Origin of the sequence: Halorubellus salinus, assembly GCF_020567525.1 — an archaeon.
Taxonomy (GTDB): domain Archaea; phylum Halobacteriota; class Halobacteria; order Halobacteriales; family Natrialbaceae; genus Halorubellus; species Halorubellus salinus.
Window position 1 is genome coordinate 149790 of record NZ_JAJCVI010000004.1, and the last position, 13601, is coordinate 163390.

Genomic DNA, 13601 nt, shown 5'->3' on the forward strand with positions numbered 1-13601 from the left:
GCGGTCGGTTCTTCTCGGTTCGTCCGTCGTGGCGTTCAGAAGTCGTCGAGTCCGGACTGTTCGGCGGCGGCGAGGAGGTCCTCGCACGTGCTCCAGGACGCTCTGGCGAACGCGGGGAGGTCGCCGTGGGCGTCGACGTGATCGGCGAGGAACGCGCGCGTCGTCGGGTCGCTCGGGTAGCCGGAGCCGACGTCGTCGTCGCCGAGGTCGTGCTCGGCGGCGAGCCTGGCGACGTGGGCGTCGCGGGCGACCTTCGCGACGACGCTGGCGGCGGCGACGATCGGGTGTGTCGAATCGGCGCCGTGTTCGGCGGTGACGTCGACGTCGACGGTGGCGTGCTCGGTGACGCGGCGCGCGAACCGCTTCTCGCTGGTATCGCCGGCGTCGACGATACCGGTGTCGCCGTCGTTGGCGACCTGCGAGATGGCGTCGGCCTGGGCGGCGACGGTGAGCGTGTTCATGTCCGTGCTCGGGTCGTCGATGCGTGCGGGCGTGATCTCCGCGACCGCGACGCGGACGCGGTCGTCGGCGCGGAGGTCGGCGTCGATGCGTTCGCGGGCGTCGACGGCGAGTCGCTTGGAGTCGTCGACGTCGTCGGGGAGGCGGTCGGGGTCGTCGACGGCGACCGCGGCCGCGAACATCGACCCGAGGACGGGGCCCTTGCCGGCTTCGTCGGCGCCGAATCGCATACCCCGGGTTCGGTCGGGGACGCACTTCACCGTTCCCGTTTCCCATTCTCTCAACAAAAGGATGGAATAAACTTACTTTCTGGGGTGTTCACGTCCGTACATACATGGGCGTTTTCGATGCGGTGTTCGCGTCGTCGGTCAGGCAGACGGTGCTCGCGGAACTCAGCGAGCGCCCCCGGCAGCGACGCGACCTTCTGGACGACGTGGACGCGAGCAAGTCCGCGGTGTACAACGCGCTGAACGAACTCCGGGACCGCGACCTCCTCCGCGAGGGGCGGTCGCGGCGCTGGGAGACGACGGGGCTGGGCGACCTCGTCGCGGACTACGTCGCCGACCGCGAACGAGCCGGCGAGGTCCTGTCGACGCACGCCGAGTACTGGGTGACCCACGACCCGGACGCGCTCCCGGAGCCGTTCCGCGCGTCCCTCGGCGCGCTCGCGGGCGCCGAAGTACTGGAGTCGCCGGCGTCGGAGCCGTTCCGCGTCCTCAGTCGGGTCGTGGACGTCATCGAGCGCGCGGACCGCGTGGCGCTCGCCACCCCGATATATCACGACCGGTACGCGGCGGCGCTCGAACGGACGGCCGCCGACGCCGACGTCCGGCTCGTGCTCGCGCCGTCGGTCCTCGAGGAGGTCGAGGGCCGCGAGAACGCGGACTGGGACGCGGACAACCCGACGGTTCGCGTCGCGGACCCCGGCGTGACCGTGCTCGTCACCGACGAGACGACCCTGGTCGCGCTCCCGCGCGAGGACGGCACGCACGACCCCGAGGAGAAGCTGCTGGCCCGCTCCGACCGGGCGCGCGACTGGGGCCGTCGGTTCTTCGAGCACCACTGGCGGACCGCGACCCCGGTCGAGGCGCTCGAACCCACCGCACGGCGCTGATCGATGGCCGAATCAGCCGCACGGCACTGCGCGGCGCTCGGATACCGGCTCGCTCGCGACCGCTCGTGGCGACGGGCCGGTTAGCGCTCCTCGACGACGGCGCTACAGCGCAGACAGAGCACGGCCGGCGAGTGGTAGTTGACGTCGGTCGCATCGCAGGCGGGACACCGGTAGTTCGTGTTGTACTCCGTGGAGGCGCGTGCGGCGTGGAGCTTCCCCTCGCGGTCGCGAGCGGCGACGAACTCCGGGACCTTCGACCGCAGGAAGCGCACGCGCCGACCGAGCGCGTCCCCGCCGGTCCCGTGGACGTCGTCCCACGCGACGTCGTCCGGCCGGGAGAGGTGCGTGAGGAGGTCGGTGCCGGCCTGCTGGATGGGGCGGGTCGTCGCGGCCGCCGGGTCGTCGACGGCGGCGTCCGCGTAGGCGTCGCGGGCGCGGTCGAACGCCGCGGCCGCCTCGTCGGGGTCGTCCGCGAGGACGCGACAGACGCCCACGAACTCCTCGCACGCGGCCTCGTCCACGCGCTCGCTCGCGACGTGGTCGCGGGCGTCCGCGGCGACGAGCGCCCCCTGGGCCGCGCGGTTCCGCGCCCGGTCGGTCGCGCCCGCGAGCCGATGGCAGACGCTCGCGCGACAGAGGTCCGCGACCGCCACGCCGACCTCGGTGCGGTCGCCGAACGCGCCGTACCCGAAGCCCTCGTAGCCCGCGAACGTCGCGAACGCCGCCTGCACGTACGCGTCCGCGGCCGCTCGCCAGTCCTCGCGAGCGAGCGCCAACACCGCCCGGTCGCCGTGCGGTCGGTCGGTTCCGTCACCACTGACGCCATCGCCGTCGCCATCGGTCGAGGTCACACTCGTCGTTCGACTGGCGCGGGTACGTACGTTCGGAATCACACGAGGGCGCCGCTGTCCCCTGGTAGCGGTGGCGTCGTCGAGGCGGTCTGGTAGCGGTGGCGTCGTCGAGGCGGTCGACGCGTTACTTGAGGTGGTCGTCGGTCGCGAACGCCTCGTCCTCGCCTTCGACGCTGAGGACGTCGAGCGCGGTGACGACGGCGTCGACGCCGAGCAGCCCGGCGAGACTCGGCTCGGTCCGGCCGTCGTCGCTGCTCACGAGCTCCTTGATGTAGAGCCCGCCCTCGCCGTGGACGTCCACGGTCGCGTGCGTCTCGTCCACCAGCTCCCCGCTCGCGGCGTACACCTGGCGGGTGCGGTCGATGCTCGCGCGCCGGTGGTCGACGCGCTGGGGCGTGTGCTGGGTGATGGTCGCGCCCTCGAGGTCCTCGAGCGCGCCCTCGAGTTCGTCGGCGGTCACGGGCGCGCCGAACTCGACCTCGGCGCGGTACGTCTTCGACGCGTCGAGCTCCTTCACGCGCTCGACCATGTCGTGCTCGGCGAGCGCCAGGTCCTGCACCGCGACCGCGCCGTCCGCCGCGTCGTTGATCTCCTCCTCGAGCGCGTCCACGTCGACGTCGCGCACGCCGGGGTGTTTCACCTCGACGACGAACGGTCGGCCGTCGCCGAGCATCAGCGCGTCGACGTCCTCGCGGCCCGCGCCGTGGAACACCGCCTCCGAGCCGTCCATCGCCTCCAGGACGTGCGGGGCGACGTACCCCTCGACGCTGTCGTCGTAGAGGTAGCCACTTCCGCCGCAGTGGTCGCAGGGCTCCTCGCCGTCGTCGCCGAGTTGCTTCCCGCTCGCGCCACACTCGCGGCACGGCCACTCCGTCTGCGGGATGTCCCGCTCCAGTTTCTTGTACCGCCCGTAGACGAACGCCGGGTTCACCTGGACGTCGACCGCGTGCGTCGACGGGTCGGCGTCCGCCGCGTCCAGGTCGAGGATGGCGAGCACGTCCGGCCGGTCGAAGTCCACCTCGGTCTCGGTGAGACGACCGAAGCGCTTCCCGACCTCGCGGTTGAACTCGGACTTGAACAGTTCGCCCGCGTCCGGCTCCATGCCGGCGTCCTCGCGCAGGAGGCGGTCGTTCTCCTCGACGAGCGGCGGCGCTCGCGTCCCGACCTGGTACGTCGCGAAGTCGACGCCCTCGACGCTCTCGGCGGCGAGCTCGGCGTAGTCGTCGTACTGGCCGGTGAGGCCCTCGCACACCCAGCACGCGTCGCGCTCGGGTGGCTCGTGGGGGTCATCGTCGGCGAGCGCGACGGCGACGCGCAGGCTCTTCCCGCGCTCGTCGTTCGTCAACCCGAAGCTCCGGTCCGCGAACGGCCGGCCGAGGCACGCGTCACAGAGCGGCCCCGTCGCGAGCAGGTCGCGCGCGGTAGCGAGTACGTCCATTGGGAGAACGCAAGCGTTCACGGCGTTAGTTCCTTGCCATCTCGGGCGCGGCGACCGGCCGGGAGTCAACGACCTCGGACGCGGCAGTCGGTGGTGATTCCGCACCGCTTTTCGCGCCCGCGGTCCTCCGCGAGCACATGAGACAGTTCGTCGTCGTCGCACACGACGCCCCCACCGACCCCGACTTCTCGCTTTCCGCGCTCGGGAGCGACGCGGGCCGCATGGACCTGCTCGCACGCTGCCTGAACGCCGGCCTCCTCGCGAGCCACGGCATCCGCGAGGACGCGAAAGTGCACCTCGTCCTCGGCGACGCGTACACCGTCAGCGTCGACGGGGCGACCGTCCGGAACCTCCATCCCGACGAGCGCTCGATCGCCGCACTCGTCCGGAACGCGCTCGAATCACGCGAGGACGCCATCGGCCACCAGCCCGCGACGCCCTCGCCCGGCATCGAGGTGTACCGGATGGGCCTCGAGGCGACGCTCGACCGGCTCGCGCGCGACGGGACGGTCGTCGCGCTCCACGAGGACGGCGAGCCCGCGAACGAACGCGAACCACCCGCGCACCCGGTGTTCGTGCTCTCCGACCACCGCGACTTCACCGACGACGAAGCTGCGACGATAGCCGACGCGGCCGACGTCCGCCTCCGCCTCGGCCCCACCGTCCTCCACGCCGACCACTCCATCACCGTCGCGCACCACTACTGCGACACCGACGGCTACCGCGAGTTCTGACCGCCGTCACGCCACCGCACCGCCCGTCACGTCACCTCGTTTCCACGAACGCGAGGGGCAAAACTAAGGCGCGCGTCGTCCAACCCGTGGCCATGTCAGACCTTCCTTCGGGCGAAGCGGACGGCTCGACGCCAGACACACCGCAGTCCGTCAGGGACGCGCTCGGCGCGCTCGAGGACGACGACGACGTCCAGCTCCGCACCGAGTTCGGCGACGAAGGCCCGCGCGCCGGCGAACGCTACGAGTTCAGTGGGACCGTCGACCGCGCCACCACCGACGCCCTCGGCGCCAGCCAGGCGCTCGTCGACGCCGACGACGGCGAACGCTACCGACTCGCCGAATCCTACACCACCGGCCAGGTGCGCGCCACGCGCCTCACCGCCGGCAACGAGAAGGAGTACGTCGGCGTCGTCACGCGACTCGACGGCAACTGAATCGACTCAGGGCGAGCGACTCGACGGCGACCGAATCGATTCAGGGCGAGTGACTCGACGGCGACCGAATCGATTCAGGGCGAGTGACTCGGTGGCGCCTGAATCGCACGGCGATTGAAGCAGTTCACGAGGGGCGAGTCGACTGTCAGTCGTCGGCGGGAGTGGCGCCCGCTGCCGCGCCGGCGCCGGGCGTCGCGACGGTGTCCTCGTTCGCCGCCACCCAGCGGAGCAGGAGGAACGCGAACACGTACTTCGCGAACACGTCGAGCGCGGAGTACCCCCACGAGGTGACGCCGACGGACTGGACGAGCGCGAGGCCTTCGACGCCGAGCGCCCAGATGATGGGGTACCCGAGCCAGAGGACGACCGTCAGCACGCGGAGCGTCCCGAATATCTCGTCGGTCCCGGCTTGCTTCGCGGCTGCGGGCCACTCGGTCAGGAGCGCGTAGAGGACGACGACGAAGAACGCGCAGCTGACGACGTAGAACAGCCAGCGGAACGCGAGCGAGGACGTGACGAGTGCGGCCGCGAGCCCAGTGACGCACATCCCGATGTCGGCGGCGACGACGGTGAGGAGGCTACTCCTGTCGACGTCCGCGAGCGTGCCGAGCGCGACGAGGATCATCGGCGTGGACAGCGCCCACGTGAGGTACCGGCCCCATTGACTCATCACTTCCTCGCCGGCGAGCGCGTGCCCGGTCGGCATCTCGATGAACCCGACGGTCAGTCCGGACGCGAGCCCGAGGTAGCTCGAGATGGAGACGAGCGGTATCATGAGGGTCGCGCCCCAGATCATCCGGGCGCGAGTGCTCGTGACGTTCCGCCCCATGTACACGAACAGGAGGATGGACGCGCCAGCGAGCGCGATGTTCACCCAGAGCGACGAACTCAACAGGACGTCGTCCTGGATCTGCGAGAACGCGTCCGATTGGGTTGCTTGCAGCACGAGACCAGCCACGTTCCCGGTTATCGCCGATGGCATACGTCCTATATTCGTGAGACAAAACAATAAGTGGTGAGACAGGAGACGCGGCTTTCCGGTTCTCTCGACGACGAGCACCGACCGACGGACACTCCCGAGCGAAGAAGCGCCCGCCCGGCATCGCACCGCCACGGCAACGCCCCCTCGAACTTTCGGAAGTCTTAAAGACACCGCGGCGTCTATCTGTATGTGCGGGCCGGTGGGGTAGCTTGGTATCCTTCGGCCTTCGGGTGGCCGTAACCACGATTCAAATTCGTGCCGGCCCACTACCTTTCCCGCATCTTCAACGACTCCGCAGCGACGGCTGTGTGGATAGCCGCAACCCTGTTCTCACGAGCGAGCCCACGGGCCTCGCGTGATTCGAATCCGAGTCTGGCCCAGGCCGCCCGCACTCTCACTGGCATCGAGTCGCCCGGTTCCGCGGTTCGGGACGGCGCGTCACGAATCCGCTGCGGCGTCGAACTGGCTCTCTGCGGGCGCCACCGTCTTCCAGTCGTAGATGCGGCCGTAGTGCTCGATGGCGTCTCGCGTCGTGGGGCCTTTCACGTCGATCCACCCGCGCCGTGGTCCGGCGTAGTGTCGGGCCTGGCCGTCGCCGTCTCGCAGTCGGCAGTGGATCCCGTCGCCGACGTCGAACACCACGATGGCACCTGACTCCCAGGCGTCGACGCAGCTGTCCTCGGACCGGGTTCTGAACGCCGGGAGCCAGTCGGCGTTCATGGCCCGGAGTCGGCGCGCGAGCGACCGGTGCAGTCGCTCGAACAGGCGGCGTTCGTGGTGGTCGTTCGTCGGGTATCGGTCGCCGGGGGTGGACGTCGCTTCTGAGGAGGCCATGACTGTGCGTGGTAGTCGATTCGACCGGACCGCATCTAAGTCCTCGACTGGTATCTCGGTTCGTTCCTGGCGTCGTATCGAGTCTCGATTCCGACGACGCCACCGGTCCTCGCACCTCCCGTCTCCCGTCGAGGTTCGAGGCGGACGCGGTCACGGCATCGCGTCTCGATTCGGTCGGACCGGGGCGTACACGGCCGCGTCGGCGTCCGCGTTCTCGCTCGCCGGGGGCGACGGCGTCGCGGTTCTTGCCGGTGGTTCGGGTCCGTGGAGCTACTGGGGCGTGTCGTCGCTGTCGGACGCTTCTCGCTGGTCGTGGACGGCTACGCGGATGTCGTGGGCTTCGTCGACGCTGACGTGGTCGAAGGGGTAGGTGGTGCCGTCGGCGTCGATCCGGAGTCGTTGGCGGTTCGAGAGGAACGCCTTGCCGGCGACGTAGATGGTGGCGAGTATGGCGATGGCGGTGGGGATGGTCGCGATGGGGTTGGCGAAGGCGTAGCTGGCGACGGTGGCGGCTGCGGCGAGCGCGCCGAAGCCGACGTAGTCGTCGAGGCGGTCGGTTGGGTCGCTGGCGTGGGAGACGGCGGTGACGGCGTCGACGTCAACGCGGACGAAGCCGTTTGCGTCGTCGTGCTCGAACGCGATGCGGTCGGGGGTGACGACGAGTTCGCCGAGGTCGTCCGCGTAGGCGGCGCGGGTGCGGGCGAGGACGTCCGTGTCGTCGGGGAGGGTACGCATGTCGGCGTGGACTGGTGGCGTCGGCAAAAGCGTGGTCGTCTCACGTCGCTCGTCTCGCGGCGTTCGTCGCTCGTCACTTTCCTCTCCCGTCGCGTCACTCGGGTGCGAGCGGCGCGATGGCGACGTCGCCGGCGAAGTCCGCGAGGACGTCTGTGAACGCGTCGGGGTGCTGGATAGGGGTCCGGTGGTCGCCGTCGATGCGGACGAGGTCGGCGTCGACGCGCTCCGCGAGTTCGCGGGCGTGGGATTCGAACGCTTCGTCGGTGCCGTGGACGATGCGCGTCGGGCCGTCGTACGTCTCGACGATCGGCCAGGTGTCCTGGAAGGCGGAGGCGCGCATGCCGTCGGCGAGCGCGGTGGCGGGGTTGTGGGTGTCGACGTCGTCGGGCGGGCGCTGGTCGTCGCGGACGTCGCCCGTCAGGTCGTCGAGCCAGTTCGTCGCGCGCTCGGAGTGCCCGATGGCGTCGATGACCGGTGAGAGCGCGGTCGAGACTGCGCTCACGGCGAGTCCGGGCACGGAGCGGAAGTCGGTCGCGGCGCCGGCGAGCACGAGGCCGTCGACGCGCTGCTGGTGGGCGACGGCGGCGTGGAGTGCGACGTATCCGCCCAGCGAGTGGCCGGCGACGACGCCGCGTTCGGTCGCCTGGAGGACGGCGCCGACGTCGGCGACGGCGCTCTCGAACGCGAACGACGGGTCGGGGTGCGTGCCGTGTCCGGGGAGGTCGACGGCGACGACGTGGTGGTCGTCGGCGGCGAGCTGGCGGGCGTGAGGCGTCCAGGCGTACCGGGTGGCGCCGGCTGGCGGGAGGAGGACCACGGTCGGGTCTCGCTGGTCGCCGAACGCGCTGGCGTGGTCGAGCACGCGAGGGGCGACGAGCGGGCGCGACAAAAAGCTAGGCGCGGTCGCCGGCGGCGTCGACGAGCGCGCCGACGCGAGCGAGCGCGTCGTCGGTGACCTCGTGGCCGACGCCCTCGGCGATCCGGACGTCGACGTCTGCGTCCCGGTCGCGGAACGCGGCCGCGGTCGCGTCGACGCGCGCCCGGGGAAGGTGGGGGTCGTCGTCGCCGACCGCGAGCAGGACGGGCGTCTCCGCGAACCCGCCGCCCGTCGAGCCCGCGGTGGCTTCGGCGTCGTCCGCGGCCGGGTCGATGTCGATGGCGGCGCCGCTGAGGAGGGCGACGCCGCCGTATCGCCGCGGGTTCGCGAGCGCGTACTCGGCGGCGACGGTCGCGCCCTGCGAGAACCCGGCGAGGACGACGTGCTCGCGGGCGACGCCGAAGTGGTCGACGGCGTGCGCGACGAGGGCGTCGACGACCGCGATCGCCGAGGAGAGGTCGGGTTCGTTGCGCTCGCGGTCGGCGGTCGTGGCGTGAGGGTACCAGCGACTGCGGTGCGCGTCGGGCGCGAGGAAGGTCGCGCCGTGGCGGTACGCGGGGTCGAGGAGGTTCACGACGCCCTGCGCGGTCGCGCCGCGGCCGTGGAGCGCGAGCACGACGACCTCGGTCGCGCCGCGCGGCGCGCCCGCGGTGACGACCGGTTCGCCGCCGTGGGGCGGTGGTGCGCTCGCGGTCGGCGACGGCGGTGCGGTCGGCGTCGCCGCAGTGGAGTCGTCGTCGGACATCGTCACCCGCCTCCGAGCAGCGGCTGGTCGGGGACGGATATCGGTGGCAGCTGGGATTCTATCATCTCGCGGTCGTCCTCGGCCCACGGCGGCAGGACGAGTCGGCGGCCGAGCGCGCTCGCGGGCTCGTCGCCGGTCACGCCGGGCGCTTCGGTCGCGAGCTCGAACAGGATGCCGCCGGGTTCGCGGACGTACAGCGACCGGTAGTAGTGCCGGTCCCGCACCCGCGACACGGAGACGTCGCGCTCGCGGAACAGGTCGTGGTACGCGAACAACGCGTCCTCGTCGGGCACGCGCACCGCGACGTGATGGATTGTGCCGACGCCCTCGCGACCGAACCCGCCGAACTCGCTCGCGTCGCCGTCCCCGTCGGTCTCGCCGGGAGCGTCGTCGCCACCGGTAGTCGCGTCGTCGCCACCGGTAGTCGCGTCGTCGCCACCGGTCGACGCGTCGTCGCCTCCGGTGGTCGCGTCGTCGTGGCCGCGGTCGAGGACGTCGACGACGGTCGCGTGCGCGCCGTCGACGGCGTACCGCACGCGCTGACCGTCCTGCCCGTGGTTCTCGAACCCGAGGGTCTCGAGGACGCTCGCGGTCTGGAACGGGTCGACGGGGAGCGCGGTGACGCCGTGGATGCCCCTGATGGCGACGTCGCCCGGGACGGTTCCGTCGCCGTACGGTTCGACGGGCGAGTCCGCGGCGACGAGCTCCAGTCGCGTCCCGGCGGGGTCCGCGAAGCGGAGGACGACGTCGTCGAATCGCTCTCGCCGGTCGACGTCGACGCCGCGCGCTTCGAGGCGGTCGCGCCAGTACCCCACGGCGTCCGGTGGGATCGCGAACGCGGTGGCGGTGAGCTGGGGCGGGCCGCGTCGTCCCGGCGGCTCGTTCGGGTACGGGAAGCACGTGTAGAGCGTCCCGAGGTCGCCGGTACCGTTCCCGTAGTAGAGGTGGTGGCGGAGCACGTCCTCGTGGTTCACCGTCTGCTTCACGAGCCGGAGTCCGAGGACGTCCGCGTAGAAGTCGACGTTCGCCTGCGGGTTCCCGACCATCGACGTGACGTGGTGGATGCCGGTCGCGTCTGGGAGCATCGTTCGAACTGACGACCGCCATCGACAAAGGGGTACGCGCTCCCAGCGGCCCGCATCGCCGGCACCCGACCGAATGCCGGGCCGCATCGCCGGCATCCGACCGGTCGCCGGGGCGTGGCGTCGCGACCCGACCAATTCCTTCACGCGCGAGCGCCCTGCAAAAGCAAGCATTTGACCGGGGGGGCTGTTGGCCCTGGATACAGATGCCTGACGACCGCGACCAACCGGACGCATCAGTGGACGCCCTCGACGACGTCGGGGCGGACCTCGGTGGCGTCGACGACGCCGACGAGCCCGACATCACGTTCCGCGGCGGCAAGTGGCTGAGCGCGTTCCCGCTCGCCTTCTTCGTCCTCTGGGCGATCGTCCAGAGCGGCGTGCTCCGCATCGGGGACACGACCGGACTCGTCGCGGGGATGCTCGTCGGCCTCATCGGCGGCCTGTTCCTCGTGAAGGGCTCGTGGACGACGTACGCGAACACGATATTCCAGGGGATGACGCGACGCGTCGCCGCGACCGCGGTCGTCGCGTGGCTCTGGGCGGGCATGTTCGCCGCGACCATCCAGACCGGCGGGTTCGTCAGCGGGCTCGTGTGGGCGGCGGACGTCGCCGGCCTCACCGCGGGGCTGTTCCCGGCGGCGACGTTCGTGCTCTGCGCGCTCCTCGCCACCGGGATCGGGACCGGGTACGGCGCCACGGTGGCGTTCAGCGCGCTGTTCTTCCCCGCCGGCGTGCTCCTCGGCGCGAACCCCGTGCTCCTGTTCGGCTCCATCCTCTCGGGCGCGGTCTTCGGGGACAACCTCGCGCCCGTGTCGGACACGACGATCGTGAGCGCGGTCACGCAGGACGCCGACATCGGCGGCGTCGTCGCCTCGCGGTTCAAGTACGCGATCGTCGCGGCCGCGTTCGCGTTCGTCGCGTACCTCGCCGCCGGCCAGGTCATGACGGGCGTCGAGGTCTCCGGGCAGGCGCAGTCGGTGTTCGTCGAGAACAGCGACCCGCTCGGGCTCGTCCACCTCGTCTCGATGCTCGTCGTCATCGGGACCGCCGTGAGCGGTCGACACATCGTGGAGGCGATCTCGTGGGGGCTCGTCGTCGCGGCCACGTTCAACGTCGCGCTCGGGCTCGCGCCCGTCTCCGAGATGCTCGTCTTCCGTGCGTCCGACGACCTCGCGGCCGCGCAGGCCCTCGAGTTCCTCCCGTTCGTCGAACTCGTCGACGCCTCCCAGCAGGGCGTGAGTGCGAGCGTCGGCGGGAGCCTCTACTCGGGCGCCGCCGGGTTCTTCCCGCTCATCGTCCTCGTCCTCCTCATCGTCGCCGGCGCACAGATCATGATCCGCGGCGGCGGCTTCCAGGCGATCCAGGACTGGCTGCTCGAATCGGTCGCGACGTCGGTGCGGCGCGCGGAGACGACGATGGTGCTCGGCACCGCGCTCGTGAACGCGATGATCACGATTAACACCGCCGCCGAGATCGCGATCGCGCCGTACGTCGCGCGGCTCGGCGAGCGCTTCAACGTGAACGGGTATCGGCGCGCGAACATCCTCGACGCGAACACGAGCGCGCTCGGGTACATCTTCCCGTGGTCCGGTGGCCTCCTCGTCGGGTACGCGACCCTGACGGAGCTCCCGACCCAGTACGAGTGGTTCACGCAGGCGATGGTCGTCAATCCGGCCGACGTGTTCCCGTACGTCTTCCACGGCTGGCTGCTCGTCGGCGTGTTCCTGCTCTCCGCACTCACTGGGTTCGGGCTGGAGTACACCACCGACCGCGAGGCCGAGGAGGTGGCGCGCGTATGAGTCTCCTCGAGAAGTACACGAAGGGCTGGGGGTTCCGGACGCGGAAACCGTCGTTCAGCGTCGACGACGAACTGTCGGCGTTCGTCACGGGCGTCGACGACGACGGCACGCCCGTCGTCCGCATCGGCGATACCGTCCTCCGCCTCGAGGACGGCGACCCGGCGCTCGTCGACAAGCGCGTGCGGTGTCGCGTCACCGCGTTCGACGCGGACGCGGCCACCGGAACGGTCGTCTACCTGGAGACGGTCGGCGAGTCCGCGTTCTGAACGCGGCGAACCGCGAGTCGATGCAGGCGACGACGTTCCCCTCGTCGTCTGCGGCACGTTATCGGTCATCAGAATTATCACTCGCCGGATAGTCCGGGTGTGCATGAAGCGACGCGAGGTCCTGGGGGTACTGGGTGTCGCGGGGACCGGCGGGTGTCTCCGGCTCTCGGAAGGGGGAACGACCACGACGGTCGCACGGTCGACGCGGCAGACACAGGCCGCGACCAGCACGAGCACGGACACGGGAACGACGGCGACTCGAACGTCAGAGACCGGGGAGCGCGACCCGGACCTCCCCAGTGGGCTCTCGGCGGACGGCGTCGGGAACTACCTGTTCGACTATCACCTCCGCGAACTCGGGCAGCGGTCGTTCGCGACGAACTGGACGCTGCTCAATCAACGACGGGAGATCGTGAAGTTACGTCGCGAGTACCGCGTCGGCGACGCCGGCGCGGTCGGCTCGTGGACGTTCGACGAGGGTGGCCCGGTAACGATGTTCCGGTCGACGGACGGTGGCTTCTGGCGGGAGGATATCGGTGACGAGTACTCGTACGGCAAGGCTCGCGATGGATACGACATGGAGCGGCTCACGCTCGCTGCGTGGGTGCGGCCGTTCATCGCGGGTGGCGTCTGGAGTGCGCCGTCGCTGGTGCGCCGGGAGTCTCCGGCTCGGTGGGAGACGCAGGTGACCGGATTCGAGGCCGACGCATCCGTCCCGGGGTGGTTCAACGGCGAGCTCGAATCGCTCTCCGGGTCGATGGTCGTCGACGAACGCGGGTTCATCCGGTCGCTCGACGGCGAGATGACCGCGTCGGGGACGAACGTCGGTCGACAGGAGTACGGCGTGCGGTACGCGGTCGATTCTGTCGACGACGTGACGGTGCGCGAACCGGACTGGCTGCCGACCGCGAAGGAACGACGACCGCGCGTCTCGGTGGTGTTGACTGACGACGAGTACGCCGTCCGCCTGACGCACGAGTCCGGGAACCCCATCGAGGCGAACACGAACCTGATCATCTACGACGAAGCTGCGAGGCGGAACGAAATCTCGTACCCGCTCGGGGAACCGATCGAGTCCGGTGAGACGGTGTACCTGTACACGGAGGAGTCGGGCGGGTTCAACGGCCAGCTGTCGCGCGGAACGCCGCCCGCGAGCAGTGATGCGATCCGACTCGACAGCGAGTACACCGCCTGGGCGGACCGAAGCGGCACCGAGTACTTCGGTACCGCTCCCGTCTGAGGCTCGCG

15 protein-coding genes and 1 tRNA gene are annotated in these 13601 nt (G+C 70.6%); 7 read left to right on the plus strand and 9 right to left on the minus strand.

The window, feature by feature from the left end:
* Positions 1-35: 35 nt before the first annotated feature.
* Positions 36-689 (minus strand): ribonuclease HII, encoded by a 654-nt coding sequence (gene rnhB / locus LI336_RS11960; protein ID WP_227133365.1) that lies wholly within the window; start codon positions 687-689, stop codon positions 36-38.
* A gap of 104 nt (positions 690-793) precedes the next feature.
* Between rnhB and LI336_RS11965 the strand changes: the two genes are divergently transcribed.
* Entirely contained in the window at positions 794-1573 is a 780-nt protein-coding gene (locus LI336_RS11965) for a helix-turn-helix transcriptional regulator (protein WP_227133366.1), read from the plus strand.
* Positions 1574-1653: 80 nt separating this feature from the next.
* On the opposite strand, the gene LI336_RS11970 is transcribed toward LI336_RS11965, so the two are convergent.
* Together LI336_RS11970 and LI336_RS11975 are read right to left on the minus strand one after the other, a co-directional pair.
* On the minus strand, positions 1654-2424 hold the full coding sequence (locus tag LI336_RS11970) for a hypothetical protein (RefSeq protein ID WP_227133367.1): 771 nt from the start codon (positions 2422-2424) through the stop codon (positions 1654-1656).
* A gap of 124 nt (positions 2425-2548) precedes the next feature.
* Positions 2549-3862, minus strand: coding sequence for a tRNA pseudouridine(54/55) synthase Pus10 (locus LI336_RS11975; protein ID WP_227133368.1), 1314 nt, complete (start codon positions 3860-3862; stop codon positions 2549-2551).
* Positions 3863-3999: 137 nt separating this feature from the next.
* On the opposite strand from LI336_RS11975, the gene trmY reads away from it, so the two are divergent.
* Positions 4000-4596 (plus strand): tRNA (pseudouridine(54)-N(1))-methyltransferase TrmY, encoded by a 597-nt coding sequence (gene trmY / locus LI336_RS11980; protein ID WP_227133369.1) that lies wholly within the window; start codon positions 4000-4002, stop codon positions 4594-4596.
* 92 nt (positions 4597-4688) lie between these two features.
* Positions 4689-5030, plus strand: coding sequence for a hypothetical protein (locus LI336_RS11985; protein ID WP_227133370.1), 342 nt, complete (start codon positions 4689-4691; stop codon positions 5028-5030).
* 145 nt (positions 5031-5175) lie between these two features.
* Here LI336_RS11985 and LI336_RS11990 read toward each other — a convergent pair whose 3' ends face one another.
* The gene (locus tag LI336_RS11990; protein WP_227133371.1) at positions 5176-6012 is read right to left on the minus strand and encodes a bacteriorhodopsin; all 837 of its coding nucleotides are present in this window, start codon (positions 6010-6012) and stop codon (positions 5176-5178) included.
* A 193-nt stretch (positions 6013-6205) separates the two neighbouring features.
* Between LI336_RS11990 and LI336_RS11995 the strand changes: the two genes are divergently transcribed.
* A tRNA-Pro gene (locus LI336_RS11995) sits at positions 6206-6278 on the plus strand.
* Between the two features lie 172 nt (positions 6279-6450).
* Here LI336_RS11995 and LI336_RS12000 read toward each other — a convergent pair.
* From LI336_RS12000 to LI336_RS12020, 5 genes are all read right to left on the minus strand, one after another.
* Positions 6451-6846: a hypothetical protein gene (locus LI336_RS12000; protein ID WP_227133372.1), complete on the minus strand. Its 396-nt coding sequence runs from the start codon at positions 6844-6846 to the stop codon at positions 6451-6453.
* A 270-nt stretch (positions 6847-7116) separates the two neighbouring features.
* Positions 7117-7581, minus strand: a complete 465-nt coding sequence (locus LI336_RS12005) for a hypothetical protein (RefSeq protein WP_227133373.1) — start codon at positions 7579-7581, stop codon at positions 7117-7119.
* Positions 7582-7675: 94 nt separating this feature from the next.
* Positions 7676-8443, minus strand: coding sequence for an alpha/beta fold hydrolase (locus LI336_RS12010; protein WP_227133374.1), 768 nt, complete (start codon positions 8441-8443; stop codon positions 7676-7678).
* Between the two features lie 31 nt (positions 8444-8474).
* Positions 8475-9203, minus strand: a complete 729-nt coding sequence (locus LI336_RS12015) for an alpha/beta hydrolase (RefSeq protein ID WP_227133375.1) — start codon at positions 9201-9203, stop codon at positions 8475-8477.
* 2 nt (positions 9204-9205) lie between these two features.
* Positions 9206-10288: a VOC family protein gene (locus LI336_RS12020; protein WP_227133376.1), complete on the minus strand. Its 1083-nt coding sequence runs from the start codon at positions 10286-10288 to the stop codon at positions 9206-9208.
* A gap of 203 nt (positions 10289-10491) precedes the next feature.
* Here LI336_RS12020 and LI336_RS12025 point away from each other — a divergent pair, with 203 nt between their 5' ends.
* The 3 genes from LI336_RS12025 (at position 10492) to LI336_RS12035 (ending at position 13593) form a co-directional block, all read left to right on the plus strand.
* Positions 10492-12087 carry a Na+/H+ antiporter NhaC family protein gene (locus LI336_RS12025; protein ID WP_227133377.1) on the plus strand — a complete coding sequence of 532 codons (1596 nt, stop codon included), beginning with the start codon at positions 10492-10494 and terminating at the stop codon, positions 12085-12087.
* On the plus strand, positions 12084-12353 hold the full coding sequence (locus tag LI336_RS12030; protein WP_227133378.1) for a DUF7513 family protein: 270 nt from the start codon (positions 12084-12086) through the stop codon (positions 12351-12353). The genes LI336_RS12025 and LI336_RS12030 overlap by 4 nt, the downstream gene beginning before the upstream one ends.
* Positions 12354-12456: 103 nt before the next feature.
* Positions 12457-13593, plus strand: coding sequence for a hypothetical protein (locus LI336_RS12035; protein ID WP_227133379.1), 1137 nt, complete (start codon positions 12457-12459; stop codon positions 13591-13593).
* Positions 13594-13601 lie beyond the last annotated feature (8 nt).